20 protein-coding genes are annotated in these 19,756 nt (G+C 68.8%); 10 read left to right on the forward strand and 10 right to left on the reverse strand.

Annotation, left to right across the window (positions count from 1 at the left end; translation table 11 throughout):
* Window positions 1–357 precede the first annotated feature (357 nt).
* From nrdR to ABEA43_RS38755, 4 genes are all read left to right on the forward strand, one after another.
* On the forward strand, window positions 358–813 hold the full coding sequence (gene nrdR / locus ABEA43_RS38740; protein ID WP_103955744.1) for a transcriptional regulator NrdR: 456 nt from the start codon (window positions 358–360) through the stop codon (window positions 811–813).
* Window positions 810–3,644 carry a vitamin B12-dependent ribonucleotide reductase gene (locus tag ABEA43_RS38745; protein ID WP_345569931.1) on the forward strand — a complete coding sequence of 945 codons (2,835 nt, stop codon included), beginning with the start codon at window positions 810–812 and terminating at the stop codon, window positions 3,642–3,644. The genes nrdR and ABEA43_RS38745 overlap by 4 nt, the downstream gene beginning before the upstream one ends.
* A gap of 200 nt (window positions 3,645–3,844) precedes the next feature.
* The gene (locus tag ABEA43_RS38750) at window positions 3,845–4,261 is read left to right on the forward strand and encodes a prevent-host-death protein (protein WP_345569933.1); all 417 of its coding nucleotides are present in this window, start codon (window positions 3,845–3,847) and stop codon (window positions 4,259–4,261) included.
* 218 nt (window positions 4,262–4,479) lie between these two features.
* Window positions 4,480–4,683: a hypothetical protein gene (locus tag ABEA43_RS38755; protein WP_345569935.1), complete on the forward strand. Its 204-nt coding sequence runs from the start codon at window positions 4,480–4,482 to the stop codon at window positions 4,681–4,683.
* Window positions 4,684–4,808: 125 nt separating this feature from the next.
* Here ABEA43_RS38755 and ABEA43_RS38760 read toward each other — a convergent pair whose 3' ends face one another.
* Window positions 4,809–5,549 carry an SDR family oxidoreductase gene (locus tag ABEA43_RS38760; protein ID WP_345569937.1) on the reverse strand — a complete coding sequence of 247 codons (741 nt, stop codon included), beginning with the start codon at window positions 5,547–5,549 and terminating at the stop codon, window positions 4,809–4,811.
* 84 nt (window positions 5,550–5,633) lie between these two features.
* Between ABEA43_RS38760 and ABEA43_RS38765 the strand changes: the two genes are divergently transcribed.
* Window positions 5,634–6,188 (forward strand): TetR/AcrR family transcriptional regulator, encoded by a 555-nt coding sequence (locus ABEA43_RS38765; protein WP_345569939.1) that lies wholly within the window; start codon window positions 5,634–5,636, stop codon window positions 6,186–6,188.
* Between the two features lie 152 nt (window positions 6,189–6,340).
* Here the strand turns inward: ABEA43_RS38765 and ABEA43_RS38770 are convergent, their stop codons facing one another.
* Together ABEA43_RS38770 and ABEA43_RS38775 are read right to left on the reverse strand one after the other, a co-directional pair.
* The gene (locus ABEA43_RS38770; protein ID WP_345569941.1) at window positions 6,341–7,162 is read right to left on the reverse strand and encodes a glycerophosphodiester phosphodiesterase; all 822 of its coding nucleotides are present in this window, start codon (window positions 7,160–7,162) and stop codon (window positions 6,341–6,343) included.
* A gap of 149 nt (window positions 7,163–7,311) precedes the next feature.
* The gene (locus tag ABEA43_RS38775) at window positions 7,312–9,873 is read right to left on the reverse strand and encodes a glycosyl hydrolase family 18 protein (protein ID WP_345569943.1); all 2,562 of its coding nucleotides are present in this window, start codon (window positions 9,871–9,873) and stop codon (window positions 7,312–7,314) included.
* A gap of 120 nt (window positions 9,874–9,993) precedes the next feature.
* On the opposite strand from ABEA43_RS38775, the gene ABEA43_RS38780 reads away from it, so the two are divergent.
* A complete protein-coding gene (locus tag ABEA43_RS38780) occupies window positions 9,994–11,397 on the forward strand; it encodes an MFS transporter (RefSeq protein ID WP_345569945.1) in 1,404 nt (467 codons plus the stop codon).
* Here the strand turns inward: ABEA43_RS38780 and ABEA43_RS38785 are convergent.
* Window positions 11,348–11,827, reverse strand: a complete 480-nt coding sequence (locus tag ABEA43_RS38785) for a pyridoxamine 5'-phosphate oxidase family protein (protein ID WP_345569947.1) — start codon at window positions 11,825–11,827, stop codon at window positions 11,348–11,350. The genes ABEA43_RS38780 and ABEA43_RS38785 overlap by 50 nt on opposite strands.
* A gap of 35 nt (window positions 11,828–11,862) precedes the next feature.
* A complete protein-coding gene (locus tag ABEA43_RS38790; protein ID WP_345569949.1) occupies window positions 11,863–12,261 on the reverse strand; it encodes an ester cyclase in 399 nt (132 codons plus the stop codon).
* A gap of 37 nt (window positions 12,262–12,298) precedes the next feature.
* Between ABEA43_RS38790 and ABEA43_RS38795 the strand changes: the two genes are divergently transcribed.
* A complete protein-coding gene (locus ABEA43_RS38795; RefSeq protein ID WP_345569950.1) occupies window positions 12,299–13,504 on the forward strand; it encodes an amidohydrolase in 1,206 nt (401 codons plus the stop codon).
* A 66-nt stretch (window positions 13,505–13,570) separates the two neighbouring features.
* A complete protein-coding gene (locus ABEA43_RS38800; RefSeq protein WP_345569952.1) occupies window positions 13,571–14,656 on the forward strand; it encodes a PrsW family intramembrane metalloprotease in 1,086 nt (361 codons plus the stop codon).
* Window positions 14,657–14,712: 56 nt separating this feature from the next.
* On the opposite strand, the gene ABEA43_RS38805 is transcribed toward ABEA43_RS38800, so the two are convergent.
* Window positions 14,713–15,567, reverse strand: coding sequence for an alpha/beta fold hydrolase (locus ABEA43_RS38805; protein WP_345569954.1), 855 nt, complete (start codon window positions 15,565–15,567; stop codon window positions 14,713–14,715).
* 26 nt (window positions 15,568–15,593) lie between these two features.
* Window positions 15,594–16,928, reverse strand: a complete 1,335-nt coding sequence (locus tag ABEA43_RS38810) for an MFS transporter (RefSeq protein ID WP_345569957.1) — start codon at window positions 16,926–16,928, stop codon at window positions 15,594–15,596.
* Window positions 16,929–16,984: 56 nt separating this feature from the next.
* On the opposite strand from ABEA43_RS38810, the gene ABEA43_RS38815 reads away from it, so the two are divergent.
* Both ABEA43_RS38815 and ABEA43_RS38820 read left to right on the forward strand, forming a co-directional pair.
* Entirely contained in the window at window positions 16,985–17,506 is a 522-nt protein-coding gene (locus ABEA43_RS38815) for a winged helix-turn-helix transcriptional regulator (RefSeq protein ID WP_345569958.1), read from the forward strand.
* Between the two features lie 32 nt (window positions 17,507–17,538).
* Window positions 17,539–18,159, forward strand: coding sequence for a pyridoxamine 5'-phosphate oxidase family protein (locus ABEA43_RS38820; RefSeq protein ID WP_345569960.1), 621 nt, complete (start codon window positions 17,539–17,541; stop codon window positions 18,157–18,159).
* A 13-nt stretch (window positions 18,160–18,172) separates the two neighbouring features.
* Here ABEA43_RS38820 and ABEA43_RS38825 read toward each other — a convergent pair whose 3' ends face one another.
* From ABEA43_RS38825 to ABEA43_RS38835, 3 genes are all read right to left on the reverse strand, one after another.
* Complete coding sequence (locus ABEA43_RS38825; protein WP_345569961.1) at window positions 18,173–18,340, reverse strand: hypothetical protein; 168 nt, start codon at window positions 18,338–18,340, stop codon at window positions 18,173–18,175.
* 362 nt (window positions 18,341–18,702) lie between these two features.
* Window positions 18,703–19,146 (reverse strand): carboxymuconolactone decarboxylase family protein, encoded by a 444-nt coding sequence (locus ABEA43_RS38830; RefSeq protein ID WP_345569963.1) that lies wholly within the window; start codon window positions 19,144–19,146, stop codon window positions 18,703–18,705.
* Window positions 19,147–19,253: 107 nt separating this feature from the next.
* On the reverse strand, window positions 19,254–19,703 hold the full coding sequence (locus ABEA43_RS38835; protein ID WP_345569964.1) for a hypothetical protein: 450 nt from the start codon (window positions 19,701–19,703) through the stop codon (window positions 19,254–19,256).
* Window positions 19,704–19,756 lie beyond the last annotated feature (53 nt).

The following is a 19,756-nucleotide window of genomic DNA, read 5'->3' on the forward strand; positions in this document are numbered from 1 at the left end:
TGGAGGAGGAGGGCGAGTCCTCCGGTACCGTTGTGAGGTTTGTTCACGACTGAGGTCCGATGCAACCGTTGTGACGCTCTCACCAGCACGAAGATCGCGAATTGGGCGGCGACACGCCCGAAGCGGAAGTGGATGGCGGGCTGATCAGCGACTTCGGCCGGATGGCTCGGCTCAACTTGCGTTCATGGTCGCGCGCTTCTACGGTTGGACCACAACATCTAGTAGTTACACCGATGTAGTTCACCACACCTTGTGTTTCCGTGACCGCTCTATGGCTAGCCGTGGAGTGTGCGCGAGCGTCCCGTCATGGCGGTTTCGCACGCGTGTGGTGGCCGCGGATCCCGAGGAGGCGAAAGCGTGCACTGCCCGTTCTGTCGCCACCCTGACACCAGGGTCATCGACAGCCGCTCGACGGACGACGGCGCGGCCATCAGGCGGCGGCGCACCTGTCCCGAGTGCGGGCGCAGGTTCACCACGCAGGAGACCGTACTGCTCATGGTGAGCAAGCGCAGCGGAGTGACAGAGCCGTTTTCGCGGGACAAGGTCGTCGCGGGCGTGCGGCGGGCGTGTCAGGGCAGGCCGGTCAGCGAGGATTCGCTGGCGCAGCTCGGGCAGCGGGTGGAAGAGGCCATCAGGGCGAAGGGCGCGGCGGAGCTCCCCTCCAACGAGGTGGGCCTGGCCATCCTCGGCCCGCTGCGGGAGCTCGACGAGGTGGCCTATCTGCGATTCGCATCGGTATATCGCGGTTTCGAGAGCCTGGCGGACTTCGAAGCCGAGATCTCACAGTTGAAGGCGGAGAAGGGGGAGTCATGACGGAGACGGCCAGCGGTTCAGTGGCGCGCGGGGGCAAGCGTCCGCGTAAGGGACTGAAGATGAAGCGGATCTTCACTAAGCCCGGTGTGCACCCGTATGACGAGATCCAGTGGGAGCGCCGCGACGTCGTCATGACGAACTGGCGCGACGGCTCGATCAACTTTGAGCAGCGGGGCGTCGAGTTCCCCGAGTTCTGGTCGGTCAACGCGGCCAACATCGTGACGACGAAATACTTCCGCGGCGCCGTGGGCACGCCGCAGCGCGAGTGGGGGCTGAAGCAGCTCATCGACCGCGTCGTCGGCGTCTACACCAAGACCGGGATCGAGAACGGCTACTTCGCCTCCGATGAGGACGCCGAGATCTTCGACCACGAGCTGAAGCACGCCTTGGCGCACCAGGTGTTCGCGTTCAACTCGCCGGTCTGGTTCAACGTGGGCACCCAGTCGCCGCAGCAGGTCAGCGCGTGTTTCATCCTGTCGGTGGATGACCAGATGGAGTCGATCCTCGACTGGTACAAGGAAGAGGGCGTGATCTTCAAGGGCGGTTCCGGGTCGGGCGTCAACCTGTCCAGGATCCGTTCGTCGAAGGAACTGCTCAGCAGCGGTGGCACGGCCAGCGGCCCGGTCAGCTTCATGCGCGGGGCGGACGCCAGCGCGGGGACGATCAAGTCCGGCGGCGCCACCCGCAGGGCGGCCAAGATGGTCGTGCTCGACGTCGACCACCCCGACATCGAGGAGTTCATCGAGACCAAGGCGCGCGAGGAGGACAAGGTCCGCGCGCTGCGCGACGCCGGGTTCGACATGGACCTCGGCGGCAAGGACATCGTCAGCGTCCAGTACCAGAACGCCAACAACTCCGTGCGCGTCTCCGACGAGTTCATGCGCGAGGTGGAGAAGGGCGGCGAGTTCGGCCTGCGCGCCCGCCTGACCGGCGAGGTGATCGAGAAGGTCGACGCCAAGGGCCTCTTCCGCAAGATGGCCAAGGCCGCGTGGGAGTGCGCCGACCCCGGCGTCCAGTACGACGACACGATCAACGACTGGCACACCACCCCGGAGACCGGGCGGATCACGGCCAGCAACCCGTGCTCCGAGTACGTCCACCTGGACAACTCCTCCTGCAACCTGGCCAGCATCAACCTGCTGAAGTTCCTGAGGGACGACAACTCCTTCGACGTCCCGAACTTCGTCAAGCTGACCGAGCTGATCATCACCGCGATGGACATCTCGATCACGTTCGCCGACTTCCCGACCGAGAAGATCGGCGAGACCACGCGGGCCTACCGGCAGCTCGGCATCGGCTACGCCAACCTGGGCGCGCTGCTCATGGCGACCGGCCACGCCTACGACTCCGACGGCGGCCGGGCCGTGGCGGGTGCGATCACCTCGCTGATGACCGGTGTGTCCTACCGCCGCAGCGCGGAGCTGGCCGGCGTGGTGGGGGCGTACGACGGTTATGCCAGGAACGCCGAGCCGCACAAGCGCGTCATGCGCAAGCACGCGGCGGCGAACGACGACCTGCGCACGGTCGGCTCCATGGACGCCAAGATCCACGCCGAGGCGTCGCGCCAGTGGTCGGAGTGCCTCAAGCAGGGCGAGAAGAACGGCTACCGCAACGCCCAGGCCAGCCTGCTCGCCCCCACGGGGACGATCGGCCTGATGATGGACTGCGACACGACCGGCATCGAGCCGGACCTGGCGCTGGTCAAGTTCAAGAAGCTCGTCGGCGGCGGGTCCATGCAGATCGTCAACCAGACCATCCCGCGGGCGCTCAAGCAGCTCGGCTACCAGCAGGAGTCGATCGAGGCCGTCGTCGAGTACATCGGCGAGCACGGTCACGTCGTCGACGCGCCGGGCCTGCGCCAGGAGCACTACGAGGTGTTCGACTGCGCCATGGGCGAGCGGGCGATCGCGCCGATGGGCCACGTGCGGATGATGGCGGCCGCGCAGCCGTTCCTGTCCGGCGCCATCTCCAAGACGGTCAACCTGCCCGAGTCGGCCACCATCGACGACATCGAGCAGGTCTACCTCGAAGGCTGGAAGCTCGGCCTCAAGGCGCTGGCGGTCTACCGCGACAACTGCAAGGTCGGCCAGCCGCTGTCGGCGGGCGGCACCAAGAAGGAGAAGGAAGAGGCCAAGGCCGCGGAGCCCGAGGTCAAGGTCATCGAGGTCAACCGGCCGACCCGGCGGCGCATGCCCAACCAGCGGCCGAGCATGACCACCCGCTTCACGGTGGGCGGCGCCAAGGGCTACATGACCGCTTCGTCCTACCCTGACGACGGGCTCGGCGAGGTCTTCCTCAAGATGTCCAAGCAGGGCTCGACGCTGGCGGGCGTCATGGACGCGTTCTCCGTCGCGATCTCCATCGGGCTCCAGTACGGGGTGCCGCTGGAGACGTACATGAGCAAGTTCGTCAACATGCGCTTCGAGCCGGCGGGGATGACGGACGACCCGGACATCCGGATGGCCACGTCGGTGATGGACTACATCTTCCGCCGCCTGGCCCTCGACCACCTGCCGTACGACGAGCGGGCCGCCCTGGGCATCTTCTCGGCCACCGAGCGCGCCGCGCAGCAGCGGGGCGAGGACCCCGCGACCCTGCAGGAGGCGGTGGACCGCGAGGCGCTGGCCCAGTCGGCGCCCATCGAGGAGAAGCCGAAGGCCGGGTCGGGCGCCGGGGCTGAGGTGGAGCGGCCGGCTCAGGAGCTGACGCTGGAGAGCCACCAGCGCTTCACCGCCGACGCGCCGCTCTGCATGACCTGCGGCACCAAGATGCGGCCGGCCGGTAGCTGCTACGTCTGCGAGGGGTGCGGCTCGACGAGCGGCTGCAGCTGATCGCAAGCGTAAAGGGCGAGAAACGCCTGGTCAGGGCAGGGTGCCTGGATCTCCTCGGCTCCCTGCCCTGTGCTTTGGCCGAGGTTGTCGCATCGTGCACAACCTTGCGAGTCGCTCTCCCGGGTCCATAAGTACATCAAGTACTTGACGTACTTGGTCGGAAATGGCATTCTGAAGCGACTCTCGCTGGAGGTGCCGCCATGGCCGTCGTTCACTTCGACAGCTATACCGAAGCTCGTACGCATCTCAAGGCGCTGCTGGACGCGGCGGAGCAGGGGCGCGTGGCCACAGTGCGGCGCGAGTCGGCTGTGACAGCCCTCGTGGACGTTCAAAGACTGCGTCACTACCTCGCGATGCTCATTCCTTCTCGTGCACAGGTGGTTCCTGAGGCAGGCGGTTGGTCGATTTTCATCCCGGGGCTACCTGTTGCCGCGGATGGCGCGACCTTTGATCAGGCCGTTGCGGAGATGGTCGAAGGGCTGCGTGAGTACGCCGAGGACTGGCAGGATCACCTGCTCGACGTTCCCAATCATCGCGAGAATTGGGGGGTCGTGCAGTTGATCAGCCTCAGCAATGACGATCAGTTGCGCGAATGGCTGGTGGGGGCCGCCCGATGAGTCGGCCACAGCCCACTCGTGAGCACCATGATTGCTTCTGTCAGATCGAGGGCTGGCGTCAGGTGCGGAACGCTCGGGGAGGAACGGGCACCCATCACGTTACGTATGAGCTCGATCTTCTTGACGGCAGGATACTGAGGACCCGGATCTCTCATCCGGTCGATCGCAGTACCTATGGGCCAGGTATCTGGAGTCATATTCTCCGTGATCAGCTTCAGGTGGATGAGGCGACGTTCTGGGCGTGTGTGCAGAATGACGTGAAACCCGATCGCGGAGTGCCTGAACTGCCGTCGGAGGCGTTGCCCGCCGATCTTGTTTTCATGTTGATCTCGAGGGTGGGTCTCGACGAGATGACGGTCGCAGCGATGAGCAAGGACGAGGCCATCGTCAGACTGCAGAAGTACTGGATCGACGGCACCTGATCCGAGGGTACTGATCGCGGTGGGTCGTTGAGCTCGCAGTGAACCCCGTGGTGAGCGCCCGGCCGGGCGCTCACCTGAAATCAGGAAGCGGCACTTGGCGGCCGGCACGGTGGCGCGGGTCGTGGCTAGCCTTGGGTGGCCGGGCGGATGGTGACCTCGCCGATCTCGACGTCGTCAGGCTGTTCGATGGCGAAGGCGACGACGCGGGCCACGGCCTCCGGGTCGATGGCGAGCTCGTCCATGTTGCGGCGGATCTGCTCGCGGACCTGGGCGTTGTCGATCGAGTCGGCGAGCTCCGTACGCACATAGCCCGGCGAGATCGCCGTCGTACGCAGTACGCCATCGGTCGACTCCTGCCGCAGCCCCTCCAGCAGGGTGCGGACGGCGTTCTTGGTCCCGGCGTAGACCGCCTGGTGCGGCACGATCTTCAGGCCGGACGTCGACACCGTGGTCACCAGATGGCCGCGGCCCTGCCGGCGGAACACCGGGAGCGCGGCGGCGATGCCGTGGAGCACGCCACGGAGGTTGACGTCGATCATCGCGGACCAGCCGTCGACGTCGAGGTCGGTCATGGGGCCGATCTTGCTGATGCCGGCGTTGGAGACCAGCACGTCGAGCCGCCCGAACTCCGCCACGGCCCGGCCGACGAGCCGGTCGAGGTCCTCGCGCCGGGTGACGTCCGTGGCACAGGTGATGGCCCGGCCGCCGCGGTCGCGGATGTCCTGGGCGAGTTCGTCGAGGCGGTGCGTGCGGCGCGCACCGAGGACGACGGCCGCCCCGCGTTCGGCCAGCAGTCGCGCCGTGGCCTCCCCGATGCCGCTGCTCGCTCCGGTGATGGCGATGACCTTGCCGTCGATGGCTGTCATGAGGAGTCCTCTCCCGATAAAGTGGACACGTGTCCGCTCACTTCAGCGTATCGGACACGTGTCCGCTTAGTAAAATGGGGCAACATGGACTCAACTCCGCGCCGGGCCGACGCGGCCGGCAACCGTGAGCGGATCATCGAGGCGGCGCGGGCGGTCATCGCGAACGCGGACGAGGTCAAGCTCAACGCGATCGCCAAACAGGCCGGGGTCGGTCAGGGCACCCTCTACCGCCACTTTCCGACGCGGGAGGCGCTGCTCGCCGAGGTCTATCGGGAGGACGTGGATCAGCTCGTGGCGGCGGCGCCGGCCCTGCTCGCCGAACATGAGCCGCTCACCGCGCTGGCCCGCTGGTTCGACCGGGTGGTGGAGTACGCACAGGTCAAGCGCGAGGTGTTCGCCGCCGTCGAAGCCGGGGTCTGGCAGGACCTCTCGGCGCACAGCCTCGGCCCGATCGGCGCCGCGCTGACCGCGCTCCTCGACGCCGGCAAGGCCGAGGGCGCCATCCGCTCTGACGTCGACGCCCGTGACGTCATCCTGCTCATCGGGTATCTGACCCGTCTGGAGCAGGACGAATGGGACGCCAGGGCTCGGCATCTGCTTCACATTGTCCTCGACGGGCTGCGCCGTCCCCAGGAGTGACGGATTGCGACGTCCCCAGGAGTGGCGGGTGGCGACGTCCCAGGAGTGGCGGGGTGCGACGTCCCAGGAGTCTTGAAGGCTCATGCGTCCCCGGGCGCTGATCGCCGACGGCTCGTGCAGGCCGTACACACGCGAGCCCGGGCCCGCGCGGCTCAGCCGCTGAGCAGGTCGTCCAGGACGTCCGGCCGGTTGGTGATGATGCCGTCCACGCGGTAGCCGAGCAGGCGGCGCATGGTGTCGGTGCCGTCCACGGTCCAGGCGAGGACGTCCAGGCCGAGGCCGTGCACGCGCTGGACGTACGCGGCGGTCAGGGTGGTGTACGGCGGGTTGATCTGGTCGGCGAACTCCGCCAGCTCCGGCAGCTCGGCGGACGAGGGCGTACCGAGCAGCCCGATCGGCACGTCGGGCAGCAGCTCGTGGAGCTTCCGCATCGAGTCCCAGCCGAACGACTGCACGGCCACCCGCGAGGCGGACAGCCACCCGGAGTTGCGGCGCAGCTCGGCGGCGACGCGCGCCTCGATGCCGGGGTAGCGCTCCGGGTCCTTGATCTCCAGCAGCAGGCCCAAGCCCGTGCCGCTCATCGCGCGCAGAGCCTCGCCGAGGGTGGGCACGCGTTCGTCGTCGTACTCGCTGGACCGCCACGACCCGGCGTCGAGCCGCCGGATCTGGGCCAGCGTGAGATCGCGGACGTTCCACGGGGACAGGCCGGGATAGAGGCGCTCGGCGTCGGTGGTGCGGGACAGCGTCGCGTCGTGCATCAGGATCAGCGCGTGGTCCTTGGTCTCCTGGACGTCGAGCTCGAACACGTCGGCCCCCATGGAGGCGGCCAGCTCGAAGGCGGCGATGGTGTTCTCGGGGGCGTACGCGGAGGCGCCCCGGTGGGCGACGTTGAGCACCGAGTCGGCGGCGGCGACGGCGGGGGTGCTCAGGAAGGTGAGTGAGGTCACGAGGATGAGGGCGAGTCGTGCGAACATGGGTCTCCTGCGCTGGGGAGAGGCCTACGACTCGACGGTGACAAGGGATCGTGACGTGAAGTTGAGTGCAGAGTAGCGTGCCGGTGCCCGCGCGATGAGCATTCGACACGCGGGGCGGGACAACGTGTCCCGCCCCGCGAGCGCCGGTGCTACTTGAGTCCCGCGTCCAGCGCGCTGGTGAGCACGCCGGTGTCGCCGGACATCTCCCAGATCATCGCGCCGAGCAGCCCCTTGCCGCGCAGCCAGGCGGTCTTCTTGCCGATCGACCAGGCGTCGTCGAACGTCCACCACTGCCCGCCGTTGCCGGTGTGACAATAGGTGGCCACCGCCTGCTCGTCATGCCTGATCGTGCAGCCGGGCACCATGGCCAGCAGGTTGCTGTAGCCGCGCGTCCCCGCCTCCTCCTGGAACTGGCCGGGGGCGGCCCCGTTGGCGGACTGCCATTCGCCGTACTTGCCGCCGTCGGCGACCTGCTGCCAGCCCCGGCCGTAGTAGGCCAGTCCGATGGTGAGTTTGCGGGGGTTCACCCCGGCTTGCAGGTAGGCGTCGATCGCCTTCTCGACGCTGAAGTCCGGGTTGTACGGACTGTCGGCGTCGAGGTAGAGGTTGCCCTGGTGGCCGGTGCGGTTGGGCTCCCAGGAGTTGTCGCTGCCCGCGCCGTGGAAGTCGTAGCCCTGGACGTTGAAGATGTCCAGCGACTTCGCGACCTCGGGCAGGTCCCAGCCGGCGGCGATCTTGGCCGGGTCGGCCGGGGTGAACGCCGTGAGCTGGTACCTCTTGCCCGTCGTCGCGGTCAGCGCGTCGAGCTGGCGCCGGAACTCGGCGATCAGCAGCGTGTTGCCGGCCTTGTCGTTCGGGCTGACGTGGTTGCCCGCGTGCCCCTCGGCGCCCGGCCACTCCCAGTCCAGGTCGATGCCGTCGAAGATGCCCTCGCCCGTGCCGGGGCCGCCCGCGCCGTTGTAGGCGGGCAGGTTGCCCTTGATATAGGTGTCGATGCAGGACGAGACGAACTTCTTGCGCGCCGCGTCGGTGGCCGCCACGTCGGAGAAGTACTTGGAGTACGTCCAGCCGCCGAGCGAGATCAGCACCTTGAGCTGCGGATGCTTGGCCTTGAGCTTCTTGAGCTGGTTGAAGTTGCCGCGCAGCTTCTCCCAGCCGGTGTCGGCCACGCCGTCCACGGACTGCGCGGCGCTGAAGGGCCGGCCGTAATCGGCCTCGGCGTCGCCCGCGCCGTCGCCCTGGTTCGGGTCCTGCGGGTTGGCGGTCGTGCCCTTGGTGACGCCCTGCAGGCAGGTCAGGTTCTGGGGATCGATGTTGGCGAAGGCGTAGTTGATGTGGGTCAGCTTGGCGGCCGCGCCGGTGGTGTCGAGGTTGCGGACGAAGTACTGGCGGCCGTAGATGCCCCATTGGACGAAATATCCGACGCGGGCGTAGCCGTTCTCGACGATGTCCGACGTCGTCACCTGCACCGCCGCACTGGCCGCCGAGACGTTGTCGTACAGGTCTCTGGCCTTGACGGTGAAGGCGTACGCGGTCGAGGGCGAGAGGCCGGAGACGGTCGCCGTGGTGCCCGTAACGGTCGTGGCCACAGAAGAGCCGATATATACGTCGTAGTTGGCGACGCCGGAATTGTCGGATGAGGCGGTCCAGGCCAGCGTGACGCTGGAGGAGGTCTTGGCGGTGCTGCGCAGGCCGCCCGGCACCGTGGGGGCCTGGGTGTCGTCGGCCGGGTTCCTGGTGGTGACCTTCAGTGGCGCCGACGCGGCCGACAGCGTGCCCTTGCGGTCCTTGGCCTTGACCGTGAACGTGTACTCGGTCGACGGCGTCAATCCGGACACCAGGGCCGAGGTGCCGGTCACCGAGGCGGCCGGCGCGGTGCCGTTGTAGAGCTCGTACCCGACGATCGGGAGACTGCCCTGCGCGGCCGGGTCCCAGGCGAGCGAGACGGTCCTGGTCGTCTTCACCGGCGAGCGCAGGTTGCCGGGCGCGGACGGCGGCGCGTCGGGGGTGCCGTCGCAGTTGACGTCGTTGACCCGGCAGCTCACCGGCTCGGCGTTCGCGGCGCTGACGGTGAAGGACGGGCTGTAGGGCTCGGTGGTCGCGCCCGCGTTCACGGTCGTGTTGTAGTGGGCCGGCGTCAGCGTCACCGTACGGCCGCTCTGGCTCAGCGAGCCGTTCTGGGCGTTGCTCGCGGTGACCCCGGCGGGCAGGTCGAAGACGATCGTCCAGCCGTTGAGCGCGGCCGTGCCGTTGTTGGCGACCACGAACTTGGCGGCCGTTCCGCTGACCTCGTACGTGGCGCCGACCGGCGGCTTGGCGGGCGGGTCGCCGCCGCTGCCGTCGCAGTTGGCGCCGTTGATCAGGCAGCTCACCGGCTGGGCGGCCGAGCTGAGCGAGACCTTGGGGCTGTACGGCTCGGTGTTCCTGCCCGGCTGGACGGTGTTGATGTAGTAGGCGGGGGTGAGCGTCACTTTGGTGCCGCTCTGCCGGATGGTGGCGTTCTGGGGGCTCGACGCGGTGACTCCGGCGGGCAGGTCGAAGACGATCGACCACCCGGTCACGGCGGTCGTTCCCGGATTGGCGACCACGAACGTGCCCGTGGTGCCGGACAGCGAGAACGTGGCGACGAGGCGGCTCGCGGCCTGTGCGGGAAGTCCGCACAACGCGCTGATCATGAGAACGGCGATCAGGGGGGTGACTAATCGGCGCACGTCAGAGACCTTTCTATAAAGAAAGTTTCCTAACAATTAGCCGGATGGTAAGCCCGGGTCAGTGAAGTTGCAAGGGGCCCGGTGGCGATCGAGCGTTCCGGGCGCTCTAGCCTGAATGACGTGAAATCCGGCGGCACGCTGGCCGTACTGCTCTCGGCCTGGTTCATGGCACAGTTCGACTTCTTCGTGGTCAACGTGGCCGCTCCCGCCATCGAGCACGACCTGAACGCCGGCCCGGCCGCCCTGGAGCTCATCGTCGGCGGCTACGCCTTCACCTACGCGGCCGGCATGATCACCGGCGGCCGGCTCGGCGACCGCTACGGCTACCGCCGGCTGTTCGTGTGGGGCGTGGCCGCGTTCACGGTCGCGTCGGTGCTGTGCGGGATCGCCGCCGACCCGGTCCAGCTCGTGGCCGCGCGGCTGCTCCAGGGCCTGGCGGGCGCCGCCATGGTGCCGCAGGTGCTGGCCACGATCTCCGCCGTCTACCCGCCGGACGAGCGGGCGCGCGCCATCGGCTGGTACGGCGCGGTCGGCGGCCTCGGCTCGATCGCCGGGCAGGTGCTGGGCGGGCTGCTGCTCACCGCCGACGTGTTCGGCCTGGGCTGGCGGGTCATCTTCCTGATCAACCTGCCCGTCGGCCTGATCGTCGTGCCGCTGGCCGCCTGGCTCCTGCCGCACGTCGAGACCGGCCGCCACCCCAGGCTCGACCTGCCGGGCGCGGCGGGCCTGGCCGCAGGACTGGCGATGGTGCTGGTGCCGCTCGGCCTGGGCAACAGTCTCGGCTGGCCGGTCTGGACCTGGGTCTGCATGGTGCTGAGCGTCCCGGTGTTCGCGCTGACCTGGCGCTGGCAGCACGTGCTCGCGGCGCGCGGCGGACAGCCGGTGCTCGACCTCGCGCTGCTCAAGGTCCACTCCTACCTGGCAGGCGTCGGGGCGATCGTGGCCTTCATGGCGTATTTCGCCTCGTTCATGTTCACGCTGACGCTGCTGCTGCAGGGCGGGCTCGGCCTCACGGCCTTCCAGGCGGGGCTGGCGTTCGCGCCGATGGGCGCGCTGTTCACGCTCACCTCGCTGCTGGGGACCCGCCTGGTCAGAAGGTACGGCCTCATCGTCGTCATGATCGGCGGCGCGATCGCGGCGCTCGGCCTCGGCCTGCTCGTGGTCGCGTCAGGGCTCGGCCTGCCGTGGATCATGGCCGGGCTGATGCTCGTCGGCTTCGGCAACGGCCTGGTCCTGCCGCAGCTCATCGGAGCGGCGATGGTCGAGGTGGCCCCGCACCAGGCCGGTATCGGGTCGGGCATCCTCAGCACGGCCCAGCAATTCGCCGGCGCGGGCGGCGTGGCCGTGATCGGCGCGGTCTTCTTCGCGATCGCGGAAGGCGGGCACCAGGGCCAGGCCATGCGCTGGTCGGCGGCCATCGACCTGGCGCTCGTCCTCCTCGTGATCGCGACGGTCGCCTACAACAAGCGGCGCGCTACCCGGAGGGAACGGTCAGCGCCGTCCCGTAGAGCCGCGAGACCCTGAGCCGGATCACCAGCCGCCGGTCGGCCACCAGCCGGTGCAGGAACGCCTGCGCGCCGGCCGGATCGGTGAGGCCCGGCTGCATCGACAGCAGCTCCCTGCCCACCTCGTCGCCCGGCTCGGCCGACACCGGCGACAGCTCCGCCTGGCCCTCGGCGACGGCGTAGGAGGAGAAGTCGTCGCTGGCCGCGTAGAGCGCGCAGCGCGGGTCCTCGTGCAGCTGGCGGACCTTGAGCCGGTCGGCGACGGTCGAGATCCGCACCACGCGCTGCTCAGGGTCCCAGTCGTAGCGGACCGTGGACATCTGCGGGCGGCCGCTGCCCTTGTTCGTCGCCAGCGCGCCGAACTGCTGCTCGGCCAGCAGCAGGGAGAGCTCCTCGTCGCTCAGCGAACGGGGTCCCAGGTCCGCGTCAGTGCCGTACTCCTGCGACATGCACCCCGTCCCGTCCCCGCACAAATATGGATATGTCAGCTTATCCCGAGCTTCTTGTTGAACGTCTGAGCGTCCGAGATCACCCAGTACTCGGCGAACCGGTCGCCCTCGGCCCGCAGGATGTCGTGGCCGCTGAAGGCCACTTCGGTCCCCTCCGCCACGCTCGCGCCCGGAATGCCGCCCCGGTAGCCGCCGGTGAAGGTCCACCTGGCCGACACCAGGTCCCCGTCCACGATCGGGCCGACGTCGAGCGTGACCTTGACGCCGGTGAACGGCGCGTACCCCTGCTGGAGCGCCTCGACCAGCCCCGCGGGCCCGGTCACGTCCATGCCCGGCCAGTGGCCGGTGAAGTCCGGGGTGACCAGCTCGTACGCGAGCTCGAAATCACCGTTCCACATTTCCAGCAGCCATCGTCTGTACAGGTCAGAGGTCATCGGAGCCCTCTACCCGCTCCCCGATAGGTTACGAGTCATGAATCTTGCTATTACCAGCGGATATGTCGTACCGGTTGACGGCGACCCCATCGACGGCGGCACCGTGCTCATCCAGGACGGGAAGATCACCGCGGTCGGCCGGGACGTGGCCGTGCCCGACGGGACCCCCGTCGTGGACGCCGCGGGCGGCTGGGTGCTGCCCGGCTTCGTCGAGGCCCACGGCCACCTCGGCGTGTACGAGGAGGCCGAGGGCTGGGCCGGCCAGGACACCAACGAGATGACCGACCCGAACGGCGCCCGCCTGCGCGCGCTCGACGCGATCAACCCCGCCGACCTGGCCTTCGCCGACGCCCTCTCCGGCGGGGTGACGACCGCGGTGATCAAGCCGGGCTCCGGCAACCCGATCGGCGGCCAGACGGTCGCGATCAAGTGCTGGGGCAGGTCCGTGGACGAGATGCTGCTCAAGGAGCCGGTGAGCGTCAAGAGCGCGCTCGGTGAGAACCCCAAGCGCGTCTACGGCGACCAGAAGAAGCTGCCCTCCACCCGGCAGGGCGTGGCCGCGGTGATCCGCGACGCGTTCATGAAGGCGCAGGACTACAAGGCCAGGCGGACGGCGGCGGCCGAGGAGGGCAAGCCGTTCGACCGGGACGGCACGCTGGAGATCCTGGTCCGCGTGCTGGACGGCGAGCTGCCGTGGTGCCAGCACACGCACCGGGCCGACGACATCGCCACCGCGCTCAGGCTGGCCGACGAGTTCGGCTACCGCGTCGTGGTCAACCACGGCACGGAGGGTCATCTGCTGGCCGACACCCTGGCCGCCAAGAAGGTCCCGGTCATCATCGGCCCGCTGTTCACCAGCCGGTCGAAGGTGGAGCTGCGCCAGCGCTCGCTGCGCAACCCGGGCATCCTGGCGCGGGCGGGCGTACAGCTGGCGATCACCACCGACCATCCCGTGGTGCCGATCCACTTCCTCGTCCACCAGGCCACCCTGGCGGTCAAGGAAGGGCTGGACCCGGTGACCGCGCTGCGGTCGATCACCCTCGACCCGGCCCGCATCATGGGGCTGGACGACCGGGTGGGCGCGCTGCGGCCCGGACTGGACGGTGACGTGGTGATCTGGTCCGGCGACCCGCTGGACGTCATGAGCCGGGCGCTGCGGGTGTTCATTTCCGGCCGGGAGGTGTATTCGTACACGGACGGCGAGTCCGTCGTCACGGATCCGTACTACCGCGAATTCAAGTAACCGTTAAGTGACCGTCGATGGGGCCGGTGCATAGTGGGCGGATCAGCGGGGAAGAGAGGCATCACCATGACAGCTCCGTTGCTCGCCCAGCGGCCCAGCAAGGCTCTGTTGATCGGCCTCGTCGTCTCGGGCGTTCTCGCGCTGATCGTGCTGGCCTTCATGCTCAGGTTCGGCGGTCCGATCGGGTTCGGCCTGTCCGCGTTACTGGCCGTGGCGCCGCTGCCGGTGCTGCTCGCGGCCGTGCTCTCGCTCGACAGGCTCGAACCCGAGCCCAAGCTCAACCTGGCCTTCGCGTTCGCGTGGGGCGCCGGGGTGGCGATCGTGCTGGGCATCGCGCTGACGGTCGTCGGCCAGGAGCTGTTCGCCCTCATGGGATACGGCTCCGCCGTGGTCAGCAACCTGGGCACCGTCCTGCTCGCCCCCGTGATCGAGGAGGCGCTCAAGGGCTCGGCGCTGCTGCTGCTCCTGCGCAGGCGGCGGGAGATCGACGGCCTGACCGACGGCATCGTGTACGCCTCCATGGCCGGCCTCGGCTTCGCCGCCGTCGAGAACGTCGGCTACTACCTCATCGCGTTCGGCGCGGAAGGCGCGGGCGGCGCGATGCAGCTCTTCGTGATGAGAGGGCTGATCGACCCGCTCGGCCATCCCATCTACACCTCCCTGATCGGCGTCGGCGTCGCGTACGCGCTCACCCGCCGCACCCCCGCCAGGATCGCCGCGATCCCGCTCGGCTACCTCGGCGCGGTCTTCCTGCACGCCCTCTGGAACGGCGCCAGCACCACCGGGTCGCTGGCCTGGCTGGGCACGGCCTACCTGGTGATCATGGTGGTGCTGGTCGTCCTCATCGTCGTGACCGTCGTCGAGCGCCGCCACCTCGTCGCCAAGATGGGCGCCTACCTGCCCGGCTACCAGCAGACGGGGCTGGTCACCGAGGCGGACGTCACGATGCTCAGCACGCTGTCCGCCCGCAAGGAGGCGCGCAAGTGGGCCAGGGGGAAGGGGCTCGGGCGCGCCATGGGCGACTATCAGCAGGCGGCGACCGAGCTGACCCTGCTGCACCTGCGGGCGGAGCTGCGGGGCATGGACCCCGTCAAGTTCGCGATGGAGCGCGATGCGTACCTGGGGGCGATGGCGCACGCCCGCAGGTGGTGACGCCCGCCGATCCGGCTGGTCGCACGCGCCGTAGGCCGTAGCGCCCGCCGACGGGGTCAGTCGCGGGGCAGCAGGAAGTCGTGCAGGTGGGCGAGGACGGCGTCCGGCTGCTCCTCGGCCAGGAAATGCCCGCAATCCGAAATTTCGGCACCTCGCACGTCGAGGGCGTAATCGCGCCAGACGTCCAGCACCGGCACCCTGCTGGCCAGCCCGGCCGCTCCCCACAGCGCCAGCACCGGCAGCTCCAGCCGCCGGCCCGCGTCCCAGTCGGCGTCGTCGTGCTCGGCGTCGTGCGGGAAGGAGGCCCGGTAGTCGTCGAACCCGGCGCGCAGCGCCCCCGGCTGCTCGAAGGCCCGCATGTACTCCTCGACCTCCAGCCGCGAGCGCTGCACCGTCCACTTCTCGAAGAAGTAGTTCAGGTAGGCGCGCACGTTCTGGCCCGCGAGCAGCTCGGGCAGGTCGGGCTGCAGGTGGAAGGTCCAGTGCCAGGTGCTCGCCGCCACCCCCGTCTTCATGTCGAACCGGCGCCACATCTCCCTGGTCGGGATGATGTCCATGACCACCAGCCGCTCCACCTCTCCCGGATGGTCGAGGGCGTAGCGGTGGGCGACCCGGGCGCCCCTGTCGTGCCCGGCCAGCATGATCGTGGAGTGGCCGAGCGAACGGGCCAGGGCGTGGATGTCGGCGGCCATCGTCCGCTTGTCGTAGCCGGTCGCCGGCTTGTCCGTCCTGCCGTACCCGCGCAGGTCGGGCGCGACCACCGTGAAGTGCTCGGCCAGGGAGGGCATGATCGGCCGCCAGCAGTGGCCGGTCTGCGGCCAGCCGTGCAGCAGGACGAGCAGCGGCCCGTCGCCCTCGATCAGGTAGTGCATGCGCAGGCCGCCGAGATCGGCCATCCGCGATTCCACCATGGTGTGCACCTTTCGTTAGGGATGATTCAGGATCGGACGGCGAGAGCGGCGATCGCCGTGACGCCCGTGAGCGCGATGCAGGCCGCCACCGCGACCGCCGTACCGTGGCCTACCCCGAAGCCGCCGACGACCGCCGCCACGCCGGCCGCGCCCAGGGAGGAGCCGACGTACCTGGCGGTGTTGTTCGCGCCCGAGCCCATGCTGACCCGGTGCGCCGGCACGCTCTCGATCGCCAGGTGGGTGATCGAGGAGTTGATCAGTCCGGAACCGATGCCGCTCACCACCAGCCCGGCCAGGATCAGCGGGAGCGTCAGCGAGTCGCCCATGCCCAGCAGGCCGGCGAACCCGGCCGCGCTCAGGCCCAGTCCGAGCGCGAACCGCGCGGCCGTGCGCAGCCGTACGTGCCTGGCCAGCAGCGACGAGGCGAACGACAGGCCGGACCAGACGCAGAACAGCAGCCCCGTCTCCAGCGGCGTCAGCCCGTGCGCGGCCTGCAGCACGCTCGGCAGATAGCTGAGCAACCCCACCACCGCCGCCCCCACGACCAGCGCCCCGCCCGTCGCCACGAGGAACGCCGGCCGCCCGAACAGCTCAGGATCGAGCAACGGCTCGGAGCGCCGCCGCTCCACCGTCACGAACGCCGCCAGCAGCACCACCGCCACGGCGAACGCCCCCAGCACGACCGGCCGGCCCCACCCGGCCCGGCCCTCCGTCACCCCCGCGACCAGCGCGGCCACGCCCAAGCTGAGCAGCACCACGCCGGCCACGTCGAACCTGCGCGGCGCCGCCGAGCGCGACTCCGCCAGCACCCTGGCCGACACCACGGCCAGCGCCAGCGCGCACGCCGCCATCAGCCAGTACACCGTCCGCCAGCTCGACACGGTGGCCAGCAGCCCGGACACCAGCGGCCCGAGCGCCGTGCCCAGCCCGATCATCGCGCCGTACCGCCCGGTCGCGCGGACCCGCTCCGCCCCGGCCGGGTAGGCGTGCCCGACGATGCCCAGGCTCGCCGCCAGCATCGCCGCGCTCGCGCCGCCCTGCACCAGCCTGGCCAGCACGAACATCGGCACCGTGGTGCTCACCGCGGCCACCACGCTGGCGGCGGCGAGCACGACCGTGCCCGCGACCAGCACCCGCTTGCGCCCGTAGTCGTCGGCGAGCCCGCCCGAGACGAGCAGCAGCGCGGACAGTCCGAGCGAGATCGCCCCCAGGATCCACACCGGTCCCGTCGGCCCGGCGCCCAGCGACTGCGCGGTCTGCGGCAGCGTCACCATCGGCACGGTGTAGTTCGTCAGCACGAGCAACGGCGCCGTGGACGCCACGGTGAGTGTCTCCCGCCGCCCCGTAGTCAGTTCGGTCATTGAACTCATGTCGCGAAACGCTAGCACGGTTCAATGAATGAACTAATGTGGGTCCCATGGCGCTCGGCAAGAACTACGACGGCCAGGACTGCTCGCTGGCCAAGGTCCTGGAAGTGATCGGCGAGCGATGGACGCTGCTCGTGGTCCGCGACGCGATGTACGGCGTGCGCCGCTTCGGCGACTTCCAGGCCCACCTGGACATCCCGAGGGCGGTCCTGTCGCAGCGGCTCGGCGCCCTCGTCGAGGCGGGCGTCCTCGACCGGCGCCGCTACCAGGACGCGCCGCCGCGCGACGAGTACGTTCTGACCCCCATGGGCCGCGAGCTCTGGCTGCCGGTGGTGACGCTGGCGCAGTGGGGCGATCGTCACCTCGCCACGCACGGCCCCCGCCGCCTGTACCACCACGTGGCGTGCGGCACCCGGCTGGACCCGTTGTCACACTGCGGCGCCTGCGGCAGAGCCGTCCCGCTCGACGAGATCGAGGTACGCCCCGGGCCCGGCCTGATCAAGGACACGCGACAGGACCAGGTGAGTCTCGCTCTGCGGACGCCACATCGGATGCTGGACCCGATTCCCTGACAAAATAGAGGAAACCCTCGAATGGAGATCACATGGACTGGGCGGAGATCGGGTCAGAGGACGAATTGCGCGAACTGCTCGGTGAGGTCATGCCGAGGGCGGCGACCAAGGAGCGGCAGCGGCTGCACGAGCGGGATCGGGAGTGGCTGGCGGCCTCGCCGTTCTGTCTGATCGCCACCTCGAACGATCAGGGCGACTGCGACGTCTCGCCCAAGGGGGACCCGGCAGGATTCGTCCATGTCATCGACGACACCACGATCGCCGTCCCGGACCGCCCGGGAAACCGCCGGGCCGATGGATTCCTCAATATCCTGAAAAATCCGCATGTGGGGTTGATCTTCCTCATCCCCGGCCGCAACGAGACCCTGCGCATCAACGGCCGGGCCCGGCTCGTGCGCGAAGCCCCGTTCTTCGACGACCTGATCGTCAAGGGCCACCGGCCGCACCTCGCGCTCGTCGTGGAGATCGAGACGATCTTCTTCCACTGCGCCAAGGCGTTCATGCGCTCGTCCCTGTGGAAGCCCGAGAGCTGGGACTCCGACGGTCTGCCCTCGCATGCCAGGCTGGTCAAGGACGTGCAGAAGGTCGAGGAGAGCGTGGAACAGTTGGAGAGCTACTACGGCGACGCCTACGCCAAGCGCCTCTACGGCTGACCCGGCCGCGCGATCAGGCGGCGGGAGCAGGCCCGCCGGGAAAGCGGAGCACGTTTCCGCCGGTGTAGGCCCGCAGGTCGACGACCTTGGGATCGGCGGCTGGCTTGCGGCGGTCTGCCGAGCGAATGTCGCGGACCTTGTGCCTGGCAATGTGTGGCGGCACCACCACAAGCCTCTTCATCGTAAGCCCCCCGTGATGTTCTTGTTATCTATGTTATCTACAGATACCCCCGTAAGTTCGGTGTAAGGAGTAAGTCAATAGGGGAGCGTGCGACCTGATGGTGATCGCAGGTCCAGCTCCACGACCGGCCGCGTGATGCGTTTGGTGGCCGACTTCCTGACTCTGACGCGTTTCATGGTGTCCCCCTTCCGAAGCGCGTCCTTCTCCTACGACTCTGCCTCGCTTGACTTGCCGGCGGCATGACGGGCGCTTGTCATGCCGTCTTGCGCGCCAACCTAATCGCGGGACACCGGCTCTCTCAATGCATTTGTAAGGAGTGAGCCGGTGTCCCCGGTTACAGCGCGCCCTGTGGACGGCCCGCTTCAGGTGCCCGGGGTCAGCCGCGCGGTGACGCCGATCCTGTTCCAGGCGTTGATCATCGCGATCGCCACGACGAGCAGCGAGAGCTGCTTCTCGCTGTAGTGCTCGGCCGCCTGCTGCCACACCGCGTCCGGTACGGCCTCGCGGTCGGCCAGCCTGGTCGCCTCCTCCGTCAACGCCAGCGCGGCCCGCTCGGCCGGGCTGTAGACCGTCGCCTCGCGCCAGGTCACCACCGACCACAGGCGCTCGTCGCTCTCCCCGGCCTTCTTCATGTCCCTGCTGTGCATGTCGACGCAGTAGCCGCAGCCGTTGATCTGGCTCGCACGCAGCTTGACCAGCTCGATGGTGGCGGCCGGCAGCTCGCTCTCGTGCAGCAGCTTCTCCACCGACAGGAACAAGTGGTACGCCTCAGGAACGTGCTTGGCGACGTTGATCCGCTGGGTCATGTCGTCCTCCATGTGTTTCGCAGCCGACGTGTGCCGACGTGTTCTTACTCGACGCATGGAGGACGGGGGAGGCGGCCCGGGTGTGACACCTGGCGGCGAAAAGCTTGTCAGCCGTCGCAGTTCCCCCAGGTCTTCCGGCCGCCCCAGGCTTCGACGCGGTTGCCGGGGTCGCGGGTCCAGCCGGCGTAGCGCACGCACTTCCAGCTTCCGTCGACATGGCCGGTCTCGGCGTAGTAGCGGTACTTCTGCACGTCTTCCGTGCGGCCGCCGCCGCGTACCTCGAGATAGGCGCCGGTCACCGTACGGGTGCCCGTGTACGCGGTCTTGATCGCGGCGACGCAGTTCTTGCCGCTCCGCTTGCTATACATCAGGTACACGTGCCCGAACACGGCGCCGTCGCGGGTCTTCATGGCGCGGTGGCCGTCACTGACCCGCTTGAAGCCGTGGCCGCAGATGCGTTCGGGGGTGTAGGCAGCCGAGGCGGCGTACGCGGAGGAGGGTGTGGCGGCGATCCCGGCGGCTACCAGGGCGGCCGCGATGACCGTTCGCGTGAGCACGAGATTCCTTTCGGTAGAGGGTAATAAGGACATCGTCGATCTTTACTGTGACT

The organism is Nonomuraea rosea, assembly GCF_039539705.1.
GTDB classification, from domain to species: Bacteria; Actinomycetota; Actinomycetes; order Streptosporangiales; family Streptosporangiaceae; genus Nonomuraea; species Nonomuraea rosea.

Excerpts from the sequence above, each read along its gene's own strand:
- ABEA43_RS38795 (WP_345569950.1), top strand. The coding sequence starts at position 12,299 with ATGAATCTTGCTATTACCAGCGGATATGTCGTACCGGTTGACGGCGAC.
- ABEA43_RS38800 (WP_345569952.1), top strand. The coding sequence starts at position 13,571 with ATGACAGCTCCGTTGCTCGCCCAGCGGCCCAGCAAGGCTCTGTTGATC.
- ABEA43_RS38770 (WP_345569941.1), bottom strand. The coding sequence starts at position 7,162 with ATGTTCGCACGACTCGCCCTCATCCTCGTGACCTCACTCACCTTCCTG.
- ABEA43_RS38830 (WP_345569963.1), bottom strand. The coding sequence starts at position 19,146 with ATGACCCAGCGGATCAACGTCGCCAAGCACGTTCCTGAGGCGTACCAC.
- ABEA43_RS38760 (WP_345569937.1), bottom strand. The coding sequence starts at position 5,549 with ATGACAGCCATCGACGGCAAGGTCATCGCCATCACCGGAGCGAGCAGC.
- ABEA43_RS38790 (WP_345569949.1), bottom strand. The coding sequence starts at position 12,261 with ATGACCTCTGACCTGTACAGACGATGGCTGCTGGAAATGTGGAACGGT.
- ABEA43_RS38750 (WP_345569933.1), top strand. The coding sequence starts at position 3,845 with ATGGCCGTCGTTCACTTCGACAGCTATACCGAAGCTCGTACGCATCTC.
- ABEA43_RS38785 (WP_345569947.1), bottom strand. The coding sequence starts at position 11,827 with ATGTCGCAGGAGTACGGCACTGACGCGGACCTGGGACCCCGTTCGCTG.
- ABEA43_RS38815 (WP_345569958.1), top strand. The coding sequence starts at position 16,985 with ATGGCGCTCGGCAAGAACTACGACGGCCAGGACTGCTCGCTGGCCAAG.
- ABEA43_RS38745 (WP_345569931.1), top strand. The coding sequence starts at position 810 with ATGACGGAGACGGCCAGCGGTTCAGTGGCGCGCGGGGGCAAGCGTCCG.
- ABEA43_RS38765 (WP_345569939.1), top strand. The coding sequence starts at position 5,634 with ATGGACTCAACTCCGCGCCGGGCCGACGCGGCCGGCAACCGTGAGCGG.
- ABEA43_RS38820 (WP_345569960.1), top strand. The coding sequence starts at position 17,539 with ATGGACTGGGCGGAGATCGGGTCAGAGGACGAATTGCGCGAACTGCTC.
- ABEA43_RS38810 (WP_345569957.1), bottom strand. The coding sequence starts at position 16,928 with ATGACCGAACTGACTACGGGGCGGCGGGAGACACTCACCGTGGCGTCC.
- ABEA43_RS38805 (WP_345569954.1), bottom strand. The coding sequence starts at position 15,567 with ATGGTGGAATCGCGGATGGCCGATCTCGGCGGCCTGCGCATGCACTAC.
- ABEA43_RS38825 (WP_345569961.1), bottom strand. The coding sequence starts at position 18,340 with ATGAAGAGGCTTGTGGTGGTGCCGCCACACATTGCCAGGCACAAGGTC.